At 51.9% G+C, this 19,195-nt stretch carries 12 protein-coding genes, 1 tRNA gene and 2 pseudogenes; 9 read left to right on the forward strand and 6 right to left on the reverse strand.

Annotated elements, in window-relative coordinates:
* The first annotated feature begins 138 nt into the window (after nt 1-138).
* Both L855_RS13660 and L855_RS13665 read left to right on the forward strand, forming a co-directional pair.
* Nucleotides 139-1,074, forward strand: coding sequence for an NAD-dependent epimerase/dehydratase family protein (locus tag L855_RS13660; RefSeq protein ID WP_159788880.1), 936 nt, complete (start codon nt 139-141; stop codon nt 1,072-1,074).
* 120 nt (nt 1,075-1,194) lie between these two features.
* Nucleotides 1,195-1,268, forward strand: a tRNA-Val gene (locus L855_RS13665).
* Nucleotides 1,269-1,338: 70 nt separating this feature from the next.
* Here L855_RS13665 and L855_RS13670 read toward each other — a convergent pair.
* A complete protein-coding gene (locus L855_RS13670; RefSeq protein WP_159788882.1) occupies nt 1,339-3,810 on the reverse strand; it encodes a hybrid sensor histidine kinase/response regulator in 2,472 nt (823 codons plus the stop codon).
* A gap of 372 nt (nt 3,811-4,182) precedes the next feature.
* Between L855_RS13670 and L855_RS13675 the strand changes: the two genes are divergently transcribed.
* The 3 genes from L855_RS13675 to kaiC all read left to right on the forward strand — a co-directional run bounded on the left by L855_RS13675 (nt 4,183) and on the right by kaiC (nt 7,008).
* Nucleotides 4,183-5,067: a circadian clock protein KaiA gene (locus L855_RS13675; protein WP_159788884.1), complete on the forward strand. Its 885-nt coding sequence runs from the start codon at nt 4,183-4,185 to the stop codon at nt 5,065-5,067.
* Nucleotides 5,064-5,384: a circadian clock protein KaiB gene (kaiB, locus tag L855_RS13680; protein WP_159788886.1), complete on the forward strand. Its 321-nt coding sequence runs from the start codon at nt 5,064-5,066 to the stop codon at nt 5,382-5,384. Before L855_RS13675 ends, kaiB begins: the two co-directional genes overlap by 4 nt.
* 70 nt (nt 5,385-5,454) lie before the next feature.
* Nucleotides 5,455-7,008, forward strand: a complete 1,554-nt coding sequence (gene kaiC / locus L855_RS13685) for a circadian clock protein KaiC (protein WP_159788888.1) — start codon at nt 5,455-5,457, stop codon at nt 7,006-7,008.
* Between the two features lie 39 nt (nt 7,009-7,047).
* On the opposite strand, the gene L855_RS13690 is transcribed toward kaiC, so the two are convergent.
* Both L855_RS13690 and crtR read right to left on the reverse strand, forming a co-directional pair.
* On the reverse strand, nt 7,048-9,072 hold the full coding sequence (locus L855_RS13690) for an ABC1 kinase family protein (RefSeq protein ID WP_159788890.1): 2,025 nt from the start codon (nt 9,070-9,072) through the stop codon (nt 7,048-7,050).
* Nucleotides 9,073-9,262: 190 nt separating this feature from the next.
* Nucleotides 9,263-10,199 (reverse strand): annotated as a pseudogene (gene crtR / locus L855_RS13695) (beta-carotene hydroxylase).
* A 252-nt stretch (nt 10,200-10,451) separates the two neighbouring features.
* Here crtR and L855_RS13700 point away from each other — a divergent pair.
* The 4 genes and pseudogenes from L855_RS13700 (at nt 10,452) to L855_RS22480 (ending at nt 14,823) form a co-directional block, all read left to right on the forward strand.
* Nucleotides 10,452-11,213, forward strand: a complete 762-nt coding sequence (locus tag L855_RS13700) for a COP23 domain-containing protein (RefSeq protein WP_192925030.1) — start codon at nt 10,452-10,454, stop codon at nt 11,211-11,213.
* A gap of 400 nt (nt 11,214-11,613) precedes the next feature.
* The gene (locus L855_RS13705) at nt 11,614-12,468 is read left to right on the forward strand and encodes a PAS domain-containing protein (RefSeq protein ID WP_159788894.1); all 855 of its coding nucleotides are present in this window, start codon (nt 11,614-11,616) and stop codon (nt 12,466-12,468) included.
* A gap of 15 nt (nt 12,469-12,483) precedes the next feature.
* Nucleotides 12,484-12,759 (forward strand): annotated as a pseudogene (locus L855_RS22475) (PAS domain-containing protein); the annotation flags it as partial.
* A gap of 177 nt (nt 12,760-12,936) precedes the next feature.
* Entirely contained in the window at nt 12,937-14,823 is a 1,887-nt protein-coding gene (locus L855_RS22480; protein WP_343039361.1) for an ATP-binding protein, read from the forward strand.
* 147 nt (nt 14,824-14,970) lie between these two features.
* On the opposite strand, the gene L855_RS13715 is transcribed toward L855_RS22480, so the two are convergent.
* The 3 genes from L855_RS13715 to L855_RS13720 all read right to left on the reverse strand — a co-directional run bounded on the left by L855_RS13715 (nt 14,971) and on the right by L855_RS13720 (nt 18,938).
* Entirely contained in the window at nt 14,971-17,022 is a 2,052-nt protein-coding gene (locus tag L855_RS13715) for an HAD-IC family P-type ATPase (protein WP_425500606.1), read from the reverse strand.
* The gene (locus L855_RS22880) at nt 16,976-17,794 is read right to left on the reverse strand and encodes an HAD-IC family P-type ATPase (protein WP_425500574.1); all 819 of its coding nucleotides are present in this window, start codon (nt 17,792-17,794) and stop codon (nt 16,976-16,978) included. The genes L855_RS13715 and L855_RS22880 overlap by 47 nt, the downstream gene beginning before the upstream one ends.
* Nucleotides 17,795-17,978: 184 nt before the next feature.
* Entirely contained in the window at nt 17,979-18,938 is a 960-nt protein-coding gene (locus tag L855_RS13720) for a hypothetical protein (protein ID WP_159788896.1), read from the reverse strand.
* Nucleotides 18,939-19,195: the final 257 nt, after the last annotated feature.

Genomic DNA, 19,195 nt, shown 5'->3' on the forward strand with positions numbered 1-19,195 from the left:
ACGGCTGACCGTTGACAGTGATTAAGGGTGATCCAGTAGGGTCACCCCTTTTTATTGGCAGTCGAGGGGACGGCTGGCTCAGTCTGGCTCGATGTCCGGCTCGACTGTGGAGGATTGGTTGTTTACGGTCTAACGGTCATGCGAATTTTAGTCATTGGTGGAACCCGGTTTATTGGGGTGTATTTGACTCGGGAATTGGTTGAGGCGGGTCATGAGGTAGTGTTGTTCAATCGGGGCAATCATCCGGCTCCGGTGGCGGGTGTGGCCCAGATTACGGGCGATCGCACCGATGAGGCGCAACTGCAAGCGGGCCTGTCGGGAGAGTCTTTTGATGCCATCTTTGATAATACGGGCCGCAAGCTCGGGGATACTCAGCCCCTGGCGGATTTGTTTAAGGGTAAGCTCCAACATTTTGTCTATGTCAGTTCGGCGGGGGTATATCGCCAGTCCGACCAAATGCCCCACCGAGAAGGGGATGAGTTAGATCCGCAAAGTCGTCATCGGGGCAAGTTTGAGGCGGAGGACTATCTGCTCAAACAGGGGTTACCCATGACGTCGGTGCGTCCGACCTATATTTATGGCCCTGGCAACTATAACCCGATTGAGGGCTGGTTTTTTGACCGTCTGGTGCGCGATCGCCCCATCCCCATTCCTGGTTCCGGCTTACAAATCACCCAACTGGGCCATTGTCACGATTTGGCCAAGGCGATGGTGGCAATTTTGGGCAATCGTAATGCCGTCGGTGAGGTCTACAACATTTCGGGCGATCGCTATGTTACCTTTGATGGCTTAGCCCGGGCCTGTGCGATCGCCGTGGGTAAAGACCCGGAACAGGTGACGCTGGTTCACTATGACCCCAAAACCCTCAACTTGGGTAAGCGTAAAGCCTTCCCCCTGCGATCGCAGCATTTCTTCTGTAGTATTGGTAAGGCCCTCTCGGAACTGGACTGGGAACCGGAGTTTGATCTAATTTCCGGCTTGCAAGACTCCTATAAGCATGACTATCTGGCGGCCCAACAGCAGCAGGCTGACGTGGACTTTTCCCTCGATGATGAAATTCTAGCCACCGTCTGAACCTACCTTGGCAAGCAGGGTCTCGCCAATCCTCCTCCGTTAGACTGAGCCAAATGGAAGTTTTTTTCTAAAAATGCTTGCCAAAGCCAAAATCCCCATGCTACGATGGTAAATCGTTAAGGACGCATAGCTCAGTTGGTTAGAGCACCACGTTGACATCGTGGGGGTCACTGGTTCGAGTCCAGTTGTGTCCATGGGTTTGCAAGCCATCGGTTTGCCAAAAATAATAACGCAATAACGCCAGGCCCCAGCTTCCCCAGGATGCTAGGGTTTGGCGTTAGCTGCAATGCGGATCACCTCAATCACCGCCGGCAGACCGGAGCTATCTGAGAGCAGTTCTGGGTCTGTCAGACAGGGAAACACCCGCAATGGCGTTCCCTCTGCGGTTAAGACTCGATTCGCTAGGGCGGTAGTGCTGCCATCGAGGGTAACAATGGGCAGTTGCATTAAACCGGGATGGTCTTGGAATGTACTCAGGACAGCTTGACATTCGCTATCAGTCCCGCCGATATCCAGCAGCACCACATCCGGCTTCCAGACTTTGACTAATAAACCGGCTTGGTCGAGATCATCGACTTCAATCACCCGATAATGATATTGATGAAACAGGCGCTCTAAGGGGAGAGCCGCCGGGATATCGTTTCGATGGGGCGAGACAAGCCACAATAGGGTTAGGGGACGAGTGACCGGATTCACTTGGGTTGGACGAGCTAACAGGCGCGTGAGAACCCCTTGCATCTGACTGCGATCGACCGGCAACGAAAGGCAATCCACAACCGCCTCAAACCCCCGTTGGGCGATCGCCTTATCTTGAGCGTCATCGGCTAAGAGAACCACCGGTAGGCTTTGAGTCTCAGGGTCAGCCTTCAACAAGGTTAAAACATCCCAACCCGAGAGAATGGGTAAGCGGGGATTGAGGAAAATCACACAGGGATGTAACTGTCGCGTTTTGGCGAGAGCTTCGGGCCCGGAACGGGCTAAAAACACCCGATATCCCGCTTCACTGAGATAATGACCCAAGGGTTCGACCCGTTGACTATCGCGATCGGCTACTAAGGCAAAACGGACTTGAACCTCTTTGGCCCAAGCATTAAAGGTGGTGGTCGTTTCTGGAGGGGCAGATCCCTCGTCATAGGCCGGACTCGGCAAGAGCAGGGTAAATTGGCTCCCCCCTTGTTCTTGGGAGGTGAAACTAATTTCCCCCCCATGGAGGCGGGCCAGCCGTTGGGCTAAGACTAGGCCTAAACCGGTGGCTGGAGCGGGCATGGAGGGGGAGGATGGAGATAACCCCAGGGAGGTGGTGCCGGCGGCGGAGGGGAGTGTTTCAGTATTGGCCGTTAAGGAGGAAGATGAGGCCAGGGGATAGCCCTGGAAAATCCAAGGTTGGACAGCGGGCTTGATGCCAGCCCCCGTATCCCAGATCACAAAGGCCAACCAATGTTGCCACCGTTCAACTCGCAGGCCCACGGTTCCTGTGTCTGGGGTCGTACTGACGGCGTTGAGGAGCAGATGCACCAAAATTTGACAGAAGCGGGTTCGATCAGCCAAGACCGTATCAGCATCGGGAGCAATGTCTAGGCTCAGATTGGGGAGGGGAGAGCGATCTCGCAATTTGCGAATTTGCTCATAGGCCGTCTGGCTACAGGTTTGAACTGAGAGGGGTTGCAGATCTAAACTGAGTTCGTCGTTGTCCAGTTGGGCTAAATCACAGAGGTCGTTAACAACGGTCATCATTTGACGACTGCTCTGTTGAATTAAACGAGCATAGTTGGCCTGACGGGGGTTGAGGCTGCCGAGGTTGGGGTTTTGTAGGAGATTGGATAAGCCCAAGAGGGCGGTGAGGGGGGTTTTGAGTTCATGACCTACCCAGGAGAGCAGTTCGGTTTTTTGTCGATCCATTTGTATCAGATCGGCATTTTTGGCCGTGAGTTCCTGGGTTTGTTTTGGCATTGAGATGGCCTGTTGGGCCAGAAGCAGCCATAGGGGTGGGGAGGGGTGACGACATTGAGGCTGGGGGAGAAGATGGTTCAGAGAGATGGCGGTTAGATGCCAGTGGGGGTGTGGCTGACGATCGTCTTGGGAAAATTGCCCGAGATGATAGGGGGAGTTGTCTTGGGGGCGATCGCGTAAATCACAGGCTTCGAGGAGGGCTGGGCGATCGCACAACTGCCCCTGCCAGGTTTGCCAGTGGGGGTTCTCATGAATGACCCGGTTCTCTAAGTCTTGGAGCCGTAGGGGTAACGGCAAAAGGTCGAGGAGCCGGGTTAATACATCTAAACTGGGAAGGGTGGAGTCTGGGGGAAGGCGATCGCTCCGGGGCGCTATGAGTTCGGCCTCTAGGCGATCGCAGTCCAACAACCCTAAAATACTCCCCAAGCCGTCCACAATCACCACCTCTGGCCGAGAAACCCCAGCTACGGCCTCGAAGAGCTTTAGGCGAGCCATTGTGTCTAGGGACATCCGAGAACAGAGGCGATCGCCCAAACGTCGGATTGAAACGGATTCAATGGGAGTGATGGCCGCTTTGAGATTCAGCAGCGGTTCTTGCCACACCTGAGGATCTCGAAGCTTGCCCAAAAGATGACGGGCAAACATGACCCCCAGGGGAGTTTGGTCGTCATCAATCAAGAGGATGCGATCGCTCTGTTGCAACTCATCAAGCACCGCCTCTAAACGGTCGAGACCATAACAGACGGGAACAGGCTGGAGAAAAGGTTGGAGATTGAGACAATCCATGGGCTGTCAGAGAGACGATTGGACTGCCATCAATAGGCAATCGATGGGCAATCGATAGGTTATCAATGAGTCATCAAATGGCGCAATCTTGGGGATTACCGCCGGTTGAGTGTGAACGAAGCTTCTATGACCCATTATGCCTTGTTCCTTGGGTCCTGTCCCAACCCTCCTCCCAATCCCCGGGGCCCTAAGACAGACGGCCCACTCCAACGCCTCCAGATTTTTTGATTCCTGAGTTGGAAGGAAAAGACATTCCGAGTTATGATTGCAACAACACTCAATAAAATTAAGTAAAATTTAATTTTTTGGTGACAAATCTTAACTTGACAAGTCGCCCACTCTAGGCATAAACACCGCTGTTTCCTAATCTCTGTGCTACCTCAACTGTCAATCTGCACCCTAATCCAGAGCCAAACCTTACGAGAGACCCTACAGCAGACCCTCGATCGGGCCCGTTGTGCAGTGGTGCATTGCGGCAACGCCCAGGAATTTCTCGACCATGCCCAGGTTCAGAAGCACCACATCGACTGTGCCATCCTAGAAGAGCAAGCCGGATTAGCAGAGTTAAGCGAGCAGCTTCAGGAAGCAGGAGTTCTCTTACCCGTGGTTATCATGAGTGAGGTGAGCGAAAACGTCGCCCATGACAAAAACACCGGCCCCCCCAACCCGTCAGATTCCCCCCTGTACCATCAAGCTGAAGTGTGGTTGCTCGTCGATCCATCTGATGACAACATTGCCGAGGGAATTCACGCAGCCGTTGAGCAATTTTTAGATCTGTCCAACGACCCAAATTTTCCCCAACGGAAACGCCTAAACTCTGAAGTCATCAGTCGTGCCGAAGAGTTTTTGATGAAAAAACAACGGCGGCTCACCGAGAAACTGCGAGAACGTTTGGGATACTTAGGCGTGTACTACAAACGAAACCCTCAGCGATTTTTACGAAATCTACCTCAGGACGAACAGCAAGCGGTACTGCAAGACATTCAAAAGCTCTATCGAGAAGTCGTCCTCGACTATTTTTCCAATGAGGTTAATATCAATCCAATTTTAGATGAGTTAGTGAACATTGCCTTCTTTGCCGATATTTCTGTGACCCATATCGTCGAGATCCACATGGAATTAATGGATGAATTTTCCAAACAGCTCAAGTTGGAGGGAAGGAGTGAAGAAATCCTGCTAGACTATCGATTGACCTTAATTGATGCGATCGCCCACCTGTGCGAGATGTATCGTCGTTCCATCCCCAGGGAATTATGACGCCTCCCAAAAAAACCTACGTCTTAAAACTCTACGTTGCCGGAAATACAGCCAACTCCGCACGGGCGCTCAAAACCCTGAATGATCTTCTCGAACGAGAATTTCAGGGAGTCTATGCCCTCAAAGTCATTGACGTGCTCAAAAATCCGCAACTGGCAGAAGAAGATAAGATCTTAGCCACGCCAACCCTGGCCAAAATTCTGCCCCCCCCAGTCCGCAAAATCATCGGTGACCTCTCCGATCGGGAGAAAGTTCTCATTGGCTTAGACCTCCTCTACGAAGAGTTATACGATCGCGACCCCCAGATGCCAGAGTAGTCTAGCAACCGTTTAAACTAGGACATTCAACTCCTGGTACCTTCACGCCATAGCAGTTCGCAAAAATATCATGGACAGTCAAGCCGAACAGGAAAATCCCCGTAACCTGCAAGGGGTTCATAAAATCCGAACCATGATTGAGGGGTTCGATGACATCAGTCATGGGGGACTCCCGGCCGGTCGAACCACCCTAGTCAGCGGCACCTCAGGAACGGGGAAAACCCTCTTCACCGTTCAATTCCTCTACAATGGGATTACCCAGTTTAACGAGCCAGGGGTCTTCGTCACCTTTGAAGAGTCCCCGGCTGACCTAATCAAAAACGCTCAAAGCTTTGGTTGGGATCTCCAAGGACTCGTCGATGAGGGGAAACTGTTTATTCTGGACGCATCCCCAGATCCCGAAGGTCAAGATGTCGTCGGCAACTTCGACCTCTCCGCCTTAATCGAGCGCATCCAATACGGTATCCGCAAATATAAGGCCAAACGGGTCTCCATTGACTCCGTCACCGCCGTCTTCCAACAATATGATGCGGCCCCCGTGGTGCGGCGAGAGATTTTTCGCCTAGTGGCCCGACTCAAGCAACTCAACGCCACCACCGTCATGACCACGGAACGCCTCGAAGAGTATGGTGCTGTGGCGCGTTTTGGGGTTGAGGAGTTCGTCTCCGATAACGTGGTCATCGTCCGTAACGTCCTCGAAGGAGAACGCCGCCGCCGGACCATTGAAATCCTCAAACTGCGGGGAACCACGCACATGAAGGGAGAATATCCCTTCACCATGACCAATAACGGCATTAACATCTTCCCCCTCGGGGCCATGCGTCTGACGCAGCGTTCGTCCAATGTGCGCGTTTCCTCCGGAGTCAAAACCCTGGACGAAATGTGCGGGGGAGGATTCTTCAAAGACTCCATTATTCTCGCCACTGGGGCCACAGGAACCGGTAAAACCCTCTTGGTCAGTAAATTTACCGAAGAAGGCTGTCTCAAGGGAGAACGGGCCATTCTCTTTGCCTATGAAGAGTCCCGGGCCCAACTGCTGCGGAATGCCTATTCCTGGGGGATTGACTTCGAGGAAATGGAACGGCGAGGGCTGATGAAAATCCTCTGCGCCTATCCCGAATCCGCTGGCTTAGAAGACCATCTTCAGATTATCAAAACCGAGATTGTGGACTTCAAACCCTCCCGGATTGCCATCGACTCCCTCTCGGCCCTGGCCCGAGGGGTGAGTAACAATGCCTTCCGCCAATTTGTGATTGGGGTGACGGGGTACGCCAAACAGGAAGAAATTACCGGCTTCTTCACCAATACCACAGACCAATTTATGGGATCTCATTCTATTACCGACTCCCATATTTCCACCATTACCGACACCATTCTCATGTTGCAGTATGTGGAAATTCGCGGTCAGATGTCTCGGGCCTTAAACGTCTTCAAAATGAGAGGGTCTTGGCATGATACCGGGATTCGAGAATATACCATCAGTGCCAATGGTCCTGATATCAAAGGCTCGTTCCGGGACTACGAGGGGATTATCAGTGGGTCTCCCTCCCGCGTCTCCGTCAACGAAAAATCCGAACTCTCCCGGATTATGCGGGGGGTTAAAGGTTCCAAGGACAATGAATAACGGTAAGGGCAATCCGCAAGGGGCTGCCCTCTCTTTGCCTTATCGATATCGTTGATTGCTCGGGGGAAGGCGACGTTCTGGGGGAACGACGGGCCCTGGTGAAGCGGGAATCGGTTCTCGGGTTAAGACGAAATTCCGAATTAACCGTGCCACCGCGCGTTGAGCTAAACTGCTGACAATCTCCTGTCCCATTTGTTGAGTTTCCGGTTTAGCCACTAAGCCGGGAACCAGACGCACCAACTTCATGGGGTCAAATCCTGGGGTATCTTGGAGAATTGCCCAGATGCGTTTGATATGTTCGAGATTTTGCCGATCCTGTTCTGACATCGGCTGGCTTTTGAAACGATTTCCCGTCGATGGCCCCTTCCCATTCTTGCCATTGTTTAACCCCAGCCATTCACTCAGAGCCGCATTGGTATTCTGAACCGCATCTTGGGAGAGGAGATCGACATTTTTAACAATCTCATTCACCAGGCGATCGCGGATAAATTCTCCCCGTTCTGAAAACAAGAAATCGAGGGCTTGATTTAAGGCATCTGCCAAATCATAATCGTCACTGCCCTTGGCATTTTTGAGTAGATTTTCGAGACGATTCCAACGGAAGCGATCGTCCTTAAACAGTAACTCTCGCAGGGAGTTGCGTAATTGCGGCGAGGAGTCGGTGAGGAGTCGTTTCGCCACGTAAGGATAGGCTTTACTCAAGACCTTAAACTCAGGATCTACATTAATGGCAATCCCTTCTAAGGTCACCAGAGAGCGAATAATTAAGGCATAATAGGCCGGAACTTTAAAGGGATACTCATACATCAACTCCGAGAGTTTATCGGTGATACTCTTAAAGTTGAGTTCCGCCACACTGGCCCCCAAGGCATTATTAAATACCGAAGCTAAAGCCGGAACAATGGGGGTAAGATCCGTATCCTCCGAGAGAAATTCCAACTTCACATAGTCATGGGCCAAGCCCTCAAAGTCGCGGTTCACCAAATGCACCACTGCTTCAATGAGGCCATAGCGTTGATAGGATTTGACCTCGCTCATCATGCCGAAGTCCAAATACGCTAACTTGCCATCATCCATTGCTAACAAGTTACCTGGATGGGGGTCAGCATGAAAAAAGCCATGTTCGAGGAGTTGTCGTAGGGAACATTGCACCCCGACTTCAATCAAATAACGAGCATCAATGTCCTTGGCGGCGATCGCCTCTAGGTTCGTCAGTTTCGTCCCCGAGATCCACTCCATCGTCAACACGCGGCGACGGGTATAGTCCTCGTAAATTTCGGGCACATAGATATCCCGCAGATGGCCATAAAGCTCAGCAAACCGTTCCGCATTCTGAGCTTCATGGCTATAGTCCATCTCCTCAAAAATGCGGGCCGCAAACTCATCGAGAATCGCCACCAGGTCACTACGCAGGCGTTTCACCCGAGCCTGAATCCAGGTAGCCAGATTCCGCAGAAGATAGATATCGAGGGCCACCCGTTCGAGCAAATCCGGCCGTTGCACCTTAACCGCCACCAGTTCCCCGGTTTTCAGTTTTCCCTTATACACCTGTCCCAACGACGCCGCCGCCACAGGATTCTCCGAGAGTTCAGCGTAAATCTCATTGGGGGGAGCGCCGAGTTCTTCTTCAATGAACCGGAACGCCACCTCATTGGGGAAGGGGGGGAGTTGATCTTGGAGTTGACTGAGTTCTTCGAGGTACAGAGGCGGGACTAAATCAGGACGAGTCGAAAGTGCCTGACCAATCTTAATATAGGCCGGCCCTAATTTGGTGAGGATCTCCCGCATCTTGACGGCCCGCCGCCGCTGATTTTTGGCAACTGAACCGGTCCGCCGATCCCACCAAAGACTAAGGGAAAATCTCAGAAAGGGAAAGACAATATCAAATAACCGTCCAGCCACATGCCAAAACCGCCCTCGATAGCGGTTCGCCACCATCTCGGGGTCATAGCGAAGTCCTTGACCATCATCGTCAAAATCTACCTCTAGGACGGGATCTTGGAGATTGAGATCCCCCGATAGGTCTGGGGTGGTTTGGGGAGGTGAAACGGTTTTGACATCCATAGGTTGCCTTCTGTGTGAGAGTCCTTCACAGATTGTAACAATTTATGGAGGTAGCCAAGCAGACCAGAAAACCGTATTCGGGGGGAGCGATGGCGGGGATTAGTGGACGCGGATTCCCAAAAACACGTCATAGAGGAAGCTAAAAAAGCTTTTTCCCTCACGAAAAATCCCCAAGGACTGTTCACAGCCTTTACACGTCATAGAGGAAGCTAAAAAAGCTTTTTCCCTCACGAAAAATCCCCAAGGACTGTTCACAGCCTTTTTCATCTAACAGGGGTTTCGTGGCGTAATAGGCGCCTTGATAGCCATACCAGGGCACCGAGGGCCAGAGAATCATCTAACAGGGGTTTCGTGGCGTAATAGGCGCCTTGATAGCCATACCAGGGCACCGAGGGCCAGAGATGATGAATCAGGTGGTAGTTTTGCCCCAAAATCAGGACGTTTAGCAGGGGACTGGGGTAGACTCGGGCATTGAGCCAGCGATCGCGCTCCTGAAAGGGCCGATGGGGCAGATAATCAAAGAATAAGCCCAGGGCCAACCCCACCACCAACGCCGCTGAGAACCAGTAGTTGAGGATATAGCCGACAAAGCCGAACTGAATGGCAATTCCCACCACCGCGATCAGGAATAAGCGACTGAGGAACCATTCGAGCAGTTCATTATTGCGCCAGAGTCGGCGTTTGAAAAAGAAAATCTCATGATAGAAAAATCGCGCCGCAATCATCCAGAGAGGCCCCCCTGTAGAAACAAAATGATCCGGGTCATTTTCGGGATCATTGACATTGGCGTGATGCTGCATATGAACTCGTGTAAACACCGGGAAGGCAAAGCCCAGCATCAGGGCACTACTATGGCCGAGTACGGCGTTGGCCAGTTTGTTGCGATGGGCCACATGATGAGAGGCATCATGAATGACCGTCCCGGCCATATGGAGGGCGGCGACATTCATGAGGAAACAAGACCAATGGGGAATCTCCCACATCCAATAGCCACACACAGACAGAACGACCAAGCCTGTTGCCCCCAACATCAGTAGGACCGTGGGATTGATTAATGCTGCCGGTGGACCGAGAAATTCCTTGGGAACCGTCGTGATAGGCTTTGGATCTGAAGCAATTGCAGTCATATGCTTCTTTATAAATGATGATTGCGGAATGTTAACCTTCCGATGGTAACAGGGAAAGATGAATTTTTGTCAAGCAGGACACAGTTGTTGAGCAGATTGGCCGCCCTGGCAACTTTTAGGGCGGCCCCTACGTCTAAATCAAATAGTATTGCTGTATTGGTGCGTGGTCTCCGTCACATTTGGGGGAGTTGTCGGAATCCACGACACGGGATGAAATTTTAAGACCACATGACATTCAGAGCTGAACTCACTATGCTATCCAAATTTCACGTTGCCCACTCTCCCCGCTGGCTGGCCGTTGCCGGTGCAATGGGACTAACCCTGGCCCTGGCCCCTGGAGCGGTGGCCCAACTCCCAGAAATCCCAGCGGAAGAAACCAGCCCCACGGAACCGACCGAACCGGTGGCTGATGATGTGCGTTTCTCCTGTCAGAGCGTTAATGGGGAGTACACGGTCATGTACCATCCTGACGGTCAGGACGGACAGGGCTATGCTTGGGCAACTCCCACGGCGTTGGGAGGCGGTTGGACGCCTGAGCGCCGTTGCAGCGAAATTAGCCGTCGTCTGGAGTCCTATCGCCCCGATGGCCTGTCAGAGTTAGGAACCAACGTTGAAAATGGCTATGACGTGGTTTGCGTGACCACTCAGGAAAATAGTAGTTGCCGCATTGTCCTGACGGTTCCCCCGGGACAAGATCCCCGACAAACGCGGGATTTGGTCTTTGAGAACATTGTTCTGGCGGATTCAGGGACTTCCACTGATGGGGTAACGGCCCTGACGGGGAGTGATGGGGTGGAAATTGTCGAGGGCCTGTTAGGGATTGAACTTCCTGAGGGCCTCGGGGGTCGTCGCTCCTCGCAACCAAGCCGCCAACGCACCTCCTCGAATTGGATCGATTTGCGCCCCTTCTTAGCGCCGACGGATGGGGGAACCGGTGGACAACTGCAAAACTTCCGAGGGTCTTCACCGAGTCCTTCTCCTGAGAATCCTCAACTCGATCCCAGTCGCTTTTAGGGCTGGACGGCGTACCTTTCGCCCTTGATTCTCCCTAACCCCCTAGCCCCTTCAACTAAAACGGAAGCTCAGCCGAGCCACAAGGAACGGATGAGCGTTTTAAAGGGGGTTAGGGGGTGTGGATTCCCTATGAATGAATGAATTGCCTTGGATACACTCTCCCTATTAAAATGGGGTTAGTCGTTCCAACAGTCCCGATGCTTTATTAGTCAAGGTCGGAAACCTTTATGATCTCGTTGCTCACCAAAAGCTGTTGGGAATATGGTTGATAAAAACTAGACCTTCAGGGACAGGAGTTCGGTGAGGCTCACTCGTGCCGCCACCTCCCTACCGTGGCCCAACTCAAATGACTCTCGGTAACTCGATCAGTGATAACGCTTCAACACCTAGAGCCGGCTCATTGGACTCAGAGCGAGATCGCCTCACCAAGCTCCTGCGCCATGTCCCCGGTCTTGTCTATGAACTCCGACAACACCCCAATGGTCACTTCTGTTTACCCTATGCCAGTGAGAACCTAGGGGACATCTATGGGGTCTCCCTTAGTGATGTTGCCGTCGACATTGCTCCTCTCTTCGCCGCCATCCATCGGGCAGATCGCCAGATGGTGTGGGAATCCCTGCAAGAATCCGCCCAGTCCCTAGGCACTTGGCACAGCACGCACCGGGTTAATCAGGCTGATGGCCAGTGCTTATGGGTCTCGGTTTACGGCACACCGGAACGCCAACCGGATGGGGGAACTCAATGGTATGGCTACCTCGAAAATGTCACCCCCCTGCAACAGGCTCAACAGCAAAGCGAAACCAAACTGCGGCGCATCATTGACAATCTCAATGAGATGGTATTTATTGCCGCCCCGGATGGAACCTTTAGCTTCGTCAGCTCGCGGTTTGCAACCACTCTGGGCTATGCCCCAGGTGAACTCCTCCATACTGCCTTCACTCCCCTCGTCCACCCCGAAGACTTGCCACCCTACCTGGAGGTCTTTCAATCGATTCTAGCTGGAGAACGGGTGCAGGACTATGAATACCGTGTGCGCCATGCTGACGGTCATTATTATTGGCATTCGCTCAACCTCTCCCCCTTTCAAGAAGACAATGGCAAAACCGCTTGTCTAGGGGAGTCTAGCTTGATTCATTCCCTCAAACAAGCTGAGGCGAGCAAGGTTGAACAGGTAGAGCAAAAAGTAAACCTTCTTGAAACTATTTTCGACGTGGTTCTTGCGGGATATTGGGAATGGGATATCCTCAACGATTAAGCCTATTTCAGTCCAGGCTTTAACCGCATTTTAGGATATGAAAATAACGAATTAGAAAATTATCGCGAAAGCTGGAAAAAGCTAATCTTTAGTGACGACTTAACGATAGTCGTTCAAAATCTTGAGAACCATATTCAGAGTCGGGGAAAAATCCCTTTTTACAATCAAACAAGATATCATCATAAGGATGGTTCAACAGTCTGGTTGCTGTGTTATGGTCAAATCATTGACTGGGATTCTAATGGCAACCCTCTCCGGATGATCGGGTGCCATCTTGATATTAGCGATCAGCAACAAGCCCAAATCGGACTGATCGATCTCAGCAGCCAACTTAAAAAAACTCAGGAAGTTGCCCGCTTGGGTCATTGGTCGTTTGATGTTGCTACCGAGACATTTACCTGGTCTGAGGAAGTCTTTCGGATATTTCACCGCCCCTTAGAGCAAGAGGAACCCAGCTTTGAAGAATTTATGGAGCAAATTTACCCGGAAGATCAAGATCGGGTGTTAAAACGACTCAATGCTGCCCGTCAAGGTATCTCGCAAAACCTTGATCATCGGATTATTCGCTCTGACGGTAGGATCGGCCTCGAACGCTTCTTTACCATTTCCCTGGACTTACTCTGCATTGCCGATACAGGCGGTCATTTCCGCCGCGTCAGCCAAGCTTGGTCAGATACATTAGGGTATTCCCCCGCCGACTTGGAGGGACAAGTCTTCCTAGAATTTGTCCACCCCGACGACCTCGCTTCCACCCTCGCCGCCATTTCCACTCTCAAGGAGGGGCAGCCGGTGATGAGGTTCACCAACCGCTATCGTACCAAGTCCGGAAGCTATCGCCATATTGAATGGCTCTCTCTTCCCCAAGGCGAGTTGATTTATGCGGCGGCACGAGATATTACTGAGCGAATCGAAGCCCAAGAAAAACTCGAATCCCTCTTAAATCGAACCCAACTGCTGAATGCTCTCAGCAATGAAATTCGTCAGTCCTTAGAGTTAGATCAGATTGTTCAGAGGACAGTTGAGGCAGTTTTTGATGAGCTTGATCTCGATATTTGCACCTTTGCGCGCTACAGCGAAGAGGATGGTCATCCTTATGTGGAAATTGTACAAGAAAAGCGTAAGTCAAGTTGTCAGAGTTGGTTAGGGCTTTATGATGCCACCCAGTATCCCGACTACCATAAGGCGTTACTGACGAATCAAGTGTTTAGCTTTAACCGGCAAAATCCGGGAGAAGATTGCGATCGAGGGATCTATGATTTTTGTGAGTCGATGGGGGTGAATCTGTACCTGATGCTACCGATTCAGACGACGGACCAACTGGCTTGCTTAGAAATGGGCAGAGTTGATAGCAGTCGAGAGTGGCGACAAGATGAAATTGAGTTATTGGAAAGTCTAGGGCTGCAAGTTGCGATCGCCATGCAACAAGCCCACCTCTATCAAACCGCCCAGCAACGTACCGAAGAACTACAAGTCGCCTATCGGGACTTGCAAGAGGCGCAAGTGCAACTGGTTCAAGCGGAAAAAATGTCCAGTTTGGGTCAACTGGTGGCGGGAATTGCCCATGAAATCAACAATCCTGTCAGCTTTATCTATGGCAACCTAGACCCCTTGGGTGACTATGTGGAGGGGTTGTTGGAGATTATCCAAACCTACCAAGAAACTTATCCTGAACCGCCTATAGAATTGAGCGAACTGATTGAGGACTTAGATCTTTCTTTCATCGCCGAAGACTTACCTAAAATGGTAAATTCCATCAGGACTGGAGCGGCTCGAATTCGGGATATTGTCAGGTCGCTGCGAACGTTTTCTCGTTTAGATGAAGCCGATTTGAAGGCTGTGGATCTCCATGAAAATCTGGATAGCACGTTGATGATATTGCAAAATCAACTCAATGGCAGATCCGGTAAACCTAAAATCAAAGTGATTAAAAACTATGGTGATTTGCCTTTGGTGGACTGCTACATTGGCTTGCTGAATCAAGTGTTTATGAATGTGCTAGTGAACGTCATTCAAACCATTGAAGAACGGCAAAATACTGAGGGTGATTCCAGTCATCAAGGAGTTATTACGATTACTACAATCTCCAAAGAAGCGGGAGAGGTTATTATCTCTGTCCGGGACAATGGCTTGGGCATGAGCGAGCAGGTCAAAGGGAAAATATTTGAACCTTTCTTTACTACAAAACCCATAGGCTCAGGGACAGGCATGGGCTTACCCACCAGTCATCAAATTGTTACTAAATATCATGAAGGGGAGTTATATTTTGATTCAACCTTAGGGGAAGGAACAACCTTTTTTGTTCGCTTGCCTCGGTGCAACCCATCGGCAACAGGGAAGAAAGGCAGTAGGCAGTAGGGGAAGAAAAGACGTAGGGGATGCCCGAGGCTCGGAGTCAATCAGGCAATCTTCGATTGCTATGGGGAGAACCAGGGAGGGAGGCCGATCGCGCTCCTGAAACAACTTAGGGGCGGCCGACAAGGGCAGGCCCCTAGGTTGCTGGTTTTAACTCAGTTGATTGGGAGGATCGATGCGGTTGGCTAAGGCCGCCACGACCACCATGGGTAAGCCAATCAGGAGACAGATGCCCCATTGTTCTAGATTTAACGGGGCCGTGGAGAACAGCTCGTTCATGAAACCCACTTGACTAAAGAAAATCTGTAGGACCATCGTCACCGCAATGCCAATCCAAACCACAGGGGCAGTGGCCACCTCAACGGCTCGGCCGCGCAGTTTCTGACCAAGGCTAATGCCAATTTGGCTCAAGCTGATGAGATAGAAGACCCGGCCAAAGACGAGGGCTTGAATGGCCATGGTGCGGGCGAGGGCTTCGGTATTTTCCTGTTCCCAACCTTGGACCCACTCAAACACGCCAAAAATCAGAATCCAGTTAAACAGGGAAATCACCAGAATTCGCTGGAGGAGGCGTTTGTTTAACAGGGGACGGTCTGGGGAGAGGGGGGGCTGTTCCATCACCTGCTTGGATTTGGGTTCAAAGGCGAGGGGAACGGTCATGGCAATGGAGTTGATCATATTCAGCCATAACACTTGTAGGGAGAGAATGGGGAGGAGGCGATCGAGGAGAACGCTGATGACAATGGTCATGGACTCCCCGCCATTGACGGGTAGGATAAAGGCGATCGCCTTAATTAAGTTGCGATAGACGGTGCGCCCTTCTTCCACGGCGGCCTCGATGGAGGCAAAGTTATCATCCGTTAGCACCATATCCGAGGCTTCTTTGGCCACTTCCGTGCCGCTTTGCCCCATGGCGACGCCAATATCAGCTTGTTTGAGGGCGGGGGCATCATTGACCCCATCTCCCGTCATAGCCACGATATCCCCTTGGGATTGTAGGGCTTCCACGAGACGCAGTTTCTGTTCTGGGGCAACTCGGGCAAAGACCACGCCATCTTCGGCGGCCCGGACAAAATCATCTTGGGCCATCTCCCCGAGTTCCGCCCCGGTGAAGGCGATGACCTCTCCCGTGCGTTTTAGACGCATTTGGGCGGCGATCGCACTGGCGGTCACTTTGTGGTCACCGGTAATCATTTTGACGCGAATCCCGGCGTTTTTACAGGCTTCTACCGCCCGGATGGCCTCCTGACGGGGGGGGTCAATCATGCCCTGTAGGCCCAGAAAGACTAAGCCCTGCTTCACGTCGTCATGATCCAACTCAGACTGCTGAACGGTCTTACGAGCCAAGGCTAAGACCCGTAACCCTGAACTGGCCATGGTTTCGGCTTGATGATGAATCTCTTGCGCATCGATGGGTTGGGGCTGTCCCTGGGCATCAAGGGCTTCGCCACAACGAGAGACGATCGCCTCGACGGACCCCTTCATATAAATCGTAGCCTCGCTCCGATGCTGCCCCCGATGTAGGGTAGCCATGTATTGATAGTCAGACTCAAAGGGGATCACATCCCGGCGAGGCAGTTCTGCATTCAGTTGATCTAGGGTAAAGCCAGCTTTACGACCACTGACGAGTAACGCGCCTTCGGTGGGATCGCCTAAGACTTTCCAAAGGCCCTCGTCTTGAGTTAGATGAGAGTCATTACAGAGTAATCCGGCCCGCAGACAGTCGGTGAGGCTGGGATGTTGGTCTACGTCAATGGCTTCATTATCTCGACAAATATTTCCTTCGGGTGCATAGCCCGTCCCGAGAACTTGGTAGGGTTGCCCTCCTGCGTAAATCTGTTGCACGGTCATTTGATTTTCCGTTAGGGTTCCGGTTTTGTCGGAACAAATGACGGTGGCACTCCCTAGAGTTTCCACGGCCGGCAACTTGCGGATGATGGCATTACGACTTGCCATACGAGAAACTCCAATAGCCAGGGCCACGGTGACGACGGCGGGGAGTCCTTCGGGAATGGCACTGACCGCCAGGGCAATGGTGGCTTCAAAGACTTCGTTAATACTTTCTGCGGTGAGGTCTTCGGCATAGCCTAAGCCAACCGCTAGGGTGAAGGCCGCTACCCCGAGGATGATATAGAGGAGTTGGCGGCTGAATTTGTCAAATTTCCGGGTTAGGGGGGTGATGAGGTTGGTTTGTTTCTCCATCAATTGGGAGATACGCCCAGTTTCTGTGTCTTTGGCGATCGCCACCGCTAACCCTAGTCCCTGGCCCGAGGTGACGAAACTCCCGGCATAGGCCATACTGCTGCGATCGAGCCACCGCTAACCCTAGTCCCTGGCCCGAGGTGACGAAACTCCCGGCATAGGCCATACTGCTGCGATCGGCGAGGGGGGCATTCTCCGCCACGGGCTGGCTCTGTTTCTCGACGGCGGTGGATTCTCCCGTTAACCCAGATTCATTGACTTGTAGGTTTTTTGTCTCCACCAAACGTAAATCGGCAGGGACTTTATCCCCGGAGGTGAGAATCACTAAATCCCCCGGTACAATCTCCGAGGAAGGCACCTGTCGTTTTTCACCATCGCGATAGAGGGTGGCTTCCGTTTCGATGGAGGAGGAGAGAGCAGCAATGGCATTTTCAGCTTTGGTTTCTTGGATAAAACTGACGATCGCATTGATGAGGACGACCCCCCAAATAACCCAACCATTCGCACTTCCCCACCCTTCTAAAAAGAATTTGATGGCTCCAGCAATGATTAAAATATAGAGTAATGGCTGATTAAACTGCTCAAGAAATCGAATCAGGAAACTTTTTCCCGCTTTTCCTTCAATGCGATTAAAACCAAATTCAGCTTGGCGTTTTTCAAATTCAGCTTGAGTTAAGCCCCCCTTAAGCTGAACACCTAATTTTACTGCGGTTTGATCCACCGGGAGGGCGTGCCAAGTTGTCTGTTTAGGTCTAGAGGTATCCTGTGTCATAGGTCTAATTCAAGGCTCAAAATTGTGATTAAAAAAATTGGATTTCGCTGAGTCAAGTTTAGGTTAATGGCTCATTAAGGTTGTGGTCACGTTTTGGGCAAGAGAAATCAACGGATGCTTCAAGAAGCCCCCCTCTGCCCAAGCTTTAATATACCGAAAGATACTGAAGTTACACCCAGTCCTCTTAAGTGGGAGCCGGGCTACTCCAAGATGGGGGGAAACTGACCCAGCGTTCTGAGGAGAGTTCAGCCAAGGGCAGATAAGAACAACCATCCCACTCACCAAACAAGGTTAGGGGTTGGCCCCCACTGAGGGCCATCAGCTGCCAGCCTTGCTGAAAGTCGGGGGAGAGGGGCAGGGTTTGGCCGCTGGCGTCCCGCAGTTGAGTTCCGGCGTTGAGGGGTAGGATCTGGCTGAGACTGAGGGGGATGCGATCGCACCAGGGATTCTGGGCCAACGCCTTGGCATAGGCGTTGAGTCCTTGCTGAATCTGGGGATAGCCTTGCAGGTTAAGGTTTGGGGTGGGGGCGGCTTGCGGCTGTTTGAGTAATGCCCGTTGCGGGAGGGCCCCATCATAGAAGACCAGTTCCCCCCTCCAGCTACTACCGGGGGGTTTATCATCGGGGAGAGATTGACGATGGTGAACGTAATCGAGCAGGAGGGCGAAGCGTTGGTGCTGTTGTCCCCAGAGCCAGGTTCGTTGTCGTTTGAGGGTCGTCGCGCCGGTGCTTTCGTGATCGCGAACTTGCCCGACAACCACCCAGAGGTCTTTCAGTCCGGGACGTTGCTGTAATTGGGCCTTTTTCTGGGTTTGCCCCAATTGCGATCGCACCTCTTGGGCTAAGGCGGGGGGGAGTGAGCCTTGGTTCTCATAGCCCTCAATCAACAGCCACAGTTCCCCCAATTCCTCAAAGAACAGTGGGAGACCCCCTTGCTGAGCGAGGAGCGCCAGCGATCGCAGTCGTCGGGCCAGTCCTGGGGCTTTGGCATCCACCATATGAGCGGTAATGAGGGCCCACTCCTCCTGAGTCGGGGCATTGGCCCAGCCGAGTTGTAGGCGATCGCATAGCCACTGGCGTAGTTCCTCAATCCCCGGTTGAACCGGATCTGGGGCAGACTCAGATGTAAAAGAAGACGAGGCCATAGTTCATGGGAGAAACGATACAGGCACTCGCTGGCAATTTTGAGCCAACGTCTCAAAACCTGGCAGTTTAGTTTTAAGTTTTGCGAAGCCCTAAATTCGGCAAAATTGCCATGATTCCTATCCTGTCTTGGCTTTTATGGGATATTGAGCCAATTTAGGGCCGGGGGTGGTGCTGTCCCCTTACTAAAAAATCGTATTACATTAAGAAGTAGCCTCCCGACTACTGAATTGACAAGGATTGAGACATAGCTCTGCTG

The organism is Sodalinema gerasimenkoae IPPAS B-353 (genome assembly GCF_009846485.1).
In the GTDB taxonomy this organism is placed as follows: Bacteria; Cyanobacteriota; Cyanobacteriia; order Cyanobacteriales; family Geitlerinemataceae; genus Sodalinema; species Sodalinema gerasimenkoae.

Excerpts from the sequence above, each read along its gene's own strand:
- L855_RS22880 (WP_425500574.1), bottom strand. The coding sequence starts at position 17,794 with ATGACACAGGATACCTCTAGACCTAAACAGACAACTTGGCACGCCCTC.
- L855_RS13660 (WP_159788880.1), top strand. The coding sequence starts at position 139 with ATGCGAATTTTAGTCATTGGTGGAACCCGGTTTATTGGGGTGTATTTG.
- L855_RS13690 (WP_159788890.1), bottom strand. The coding sequence starts at position 9,072 with ATGGATGTCAAAACCGTTTCACCTCCCCAAACCACCCCAGACCTATCG.
- L855_RS13720 (WP_159788896.1), bottom strand. The coding sequence starts at position 18,938 with ATGGCCTCGTCTTCTTTTACATCTGAGTCTGCCCCAGATCCGGTTCAA.
- L855_RS22480 (WP_343039361.1), top strand. The coding sequence starts at position 12,937 with ATGGAGCAAATTTACCCGGAAGATCAAGATCGGGTGTTAAAACGACTC.
- kaiC (WP_159788888.1), top strand. The coding sequence starts at position 5,455 with ATGGACAGTCAAGCCGAACAGGAAAATCCCCGTAACCTGCAAGGGGTT.
- L855_RS13700 (WP_192925030.1), top strand. The coding sequence starts at position 10,452 with ATGCTATCCAAATTTCACGTTGCCCACTCTCCCCGCTGGCTGGCCGTT.
- L855_RS13715 (WP_425500606.1), bottom strand. The coding sequence starts at position 17,022 with ATGGAGAAACAAACCAACCTCATCACCCCCCTAACCCGGAAATTTGAC.
- L855_RS13670 (WP_159788882.1), bottom strand. The coding sequence starts at position 3,810 with ATGGATTGTCTCAATCTCCAACCTTTTCTCCAGCCTGTTCCCGTCTGT.
- kaiB (WP_159788886.1), top strand. The coding sequence starts at position 5,064 with ATGACGCCTCCCAAAAAAACCTACGTCTTAAAACTCTACGTTGCCGGA.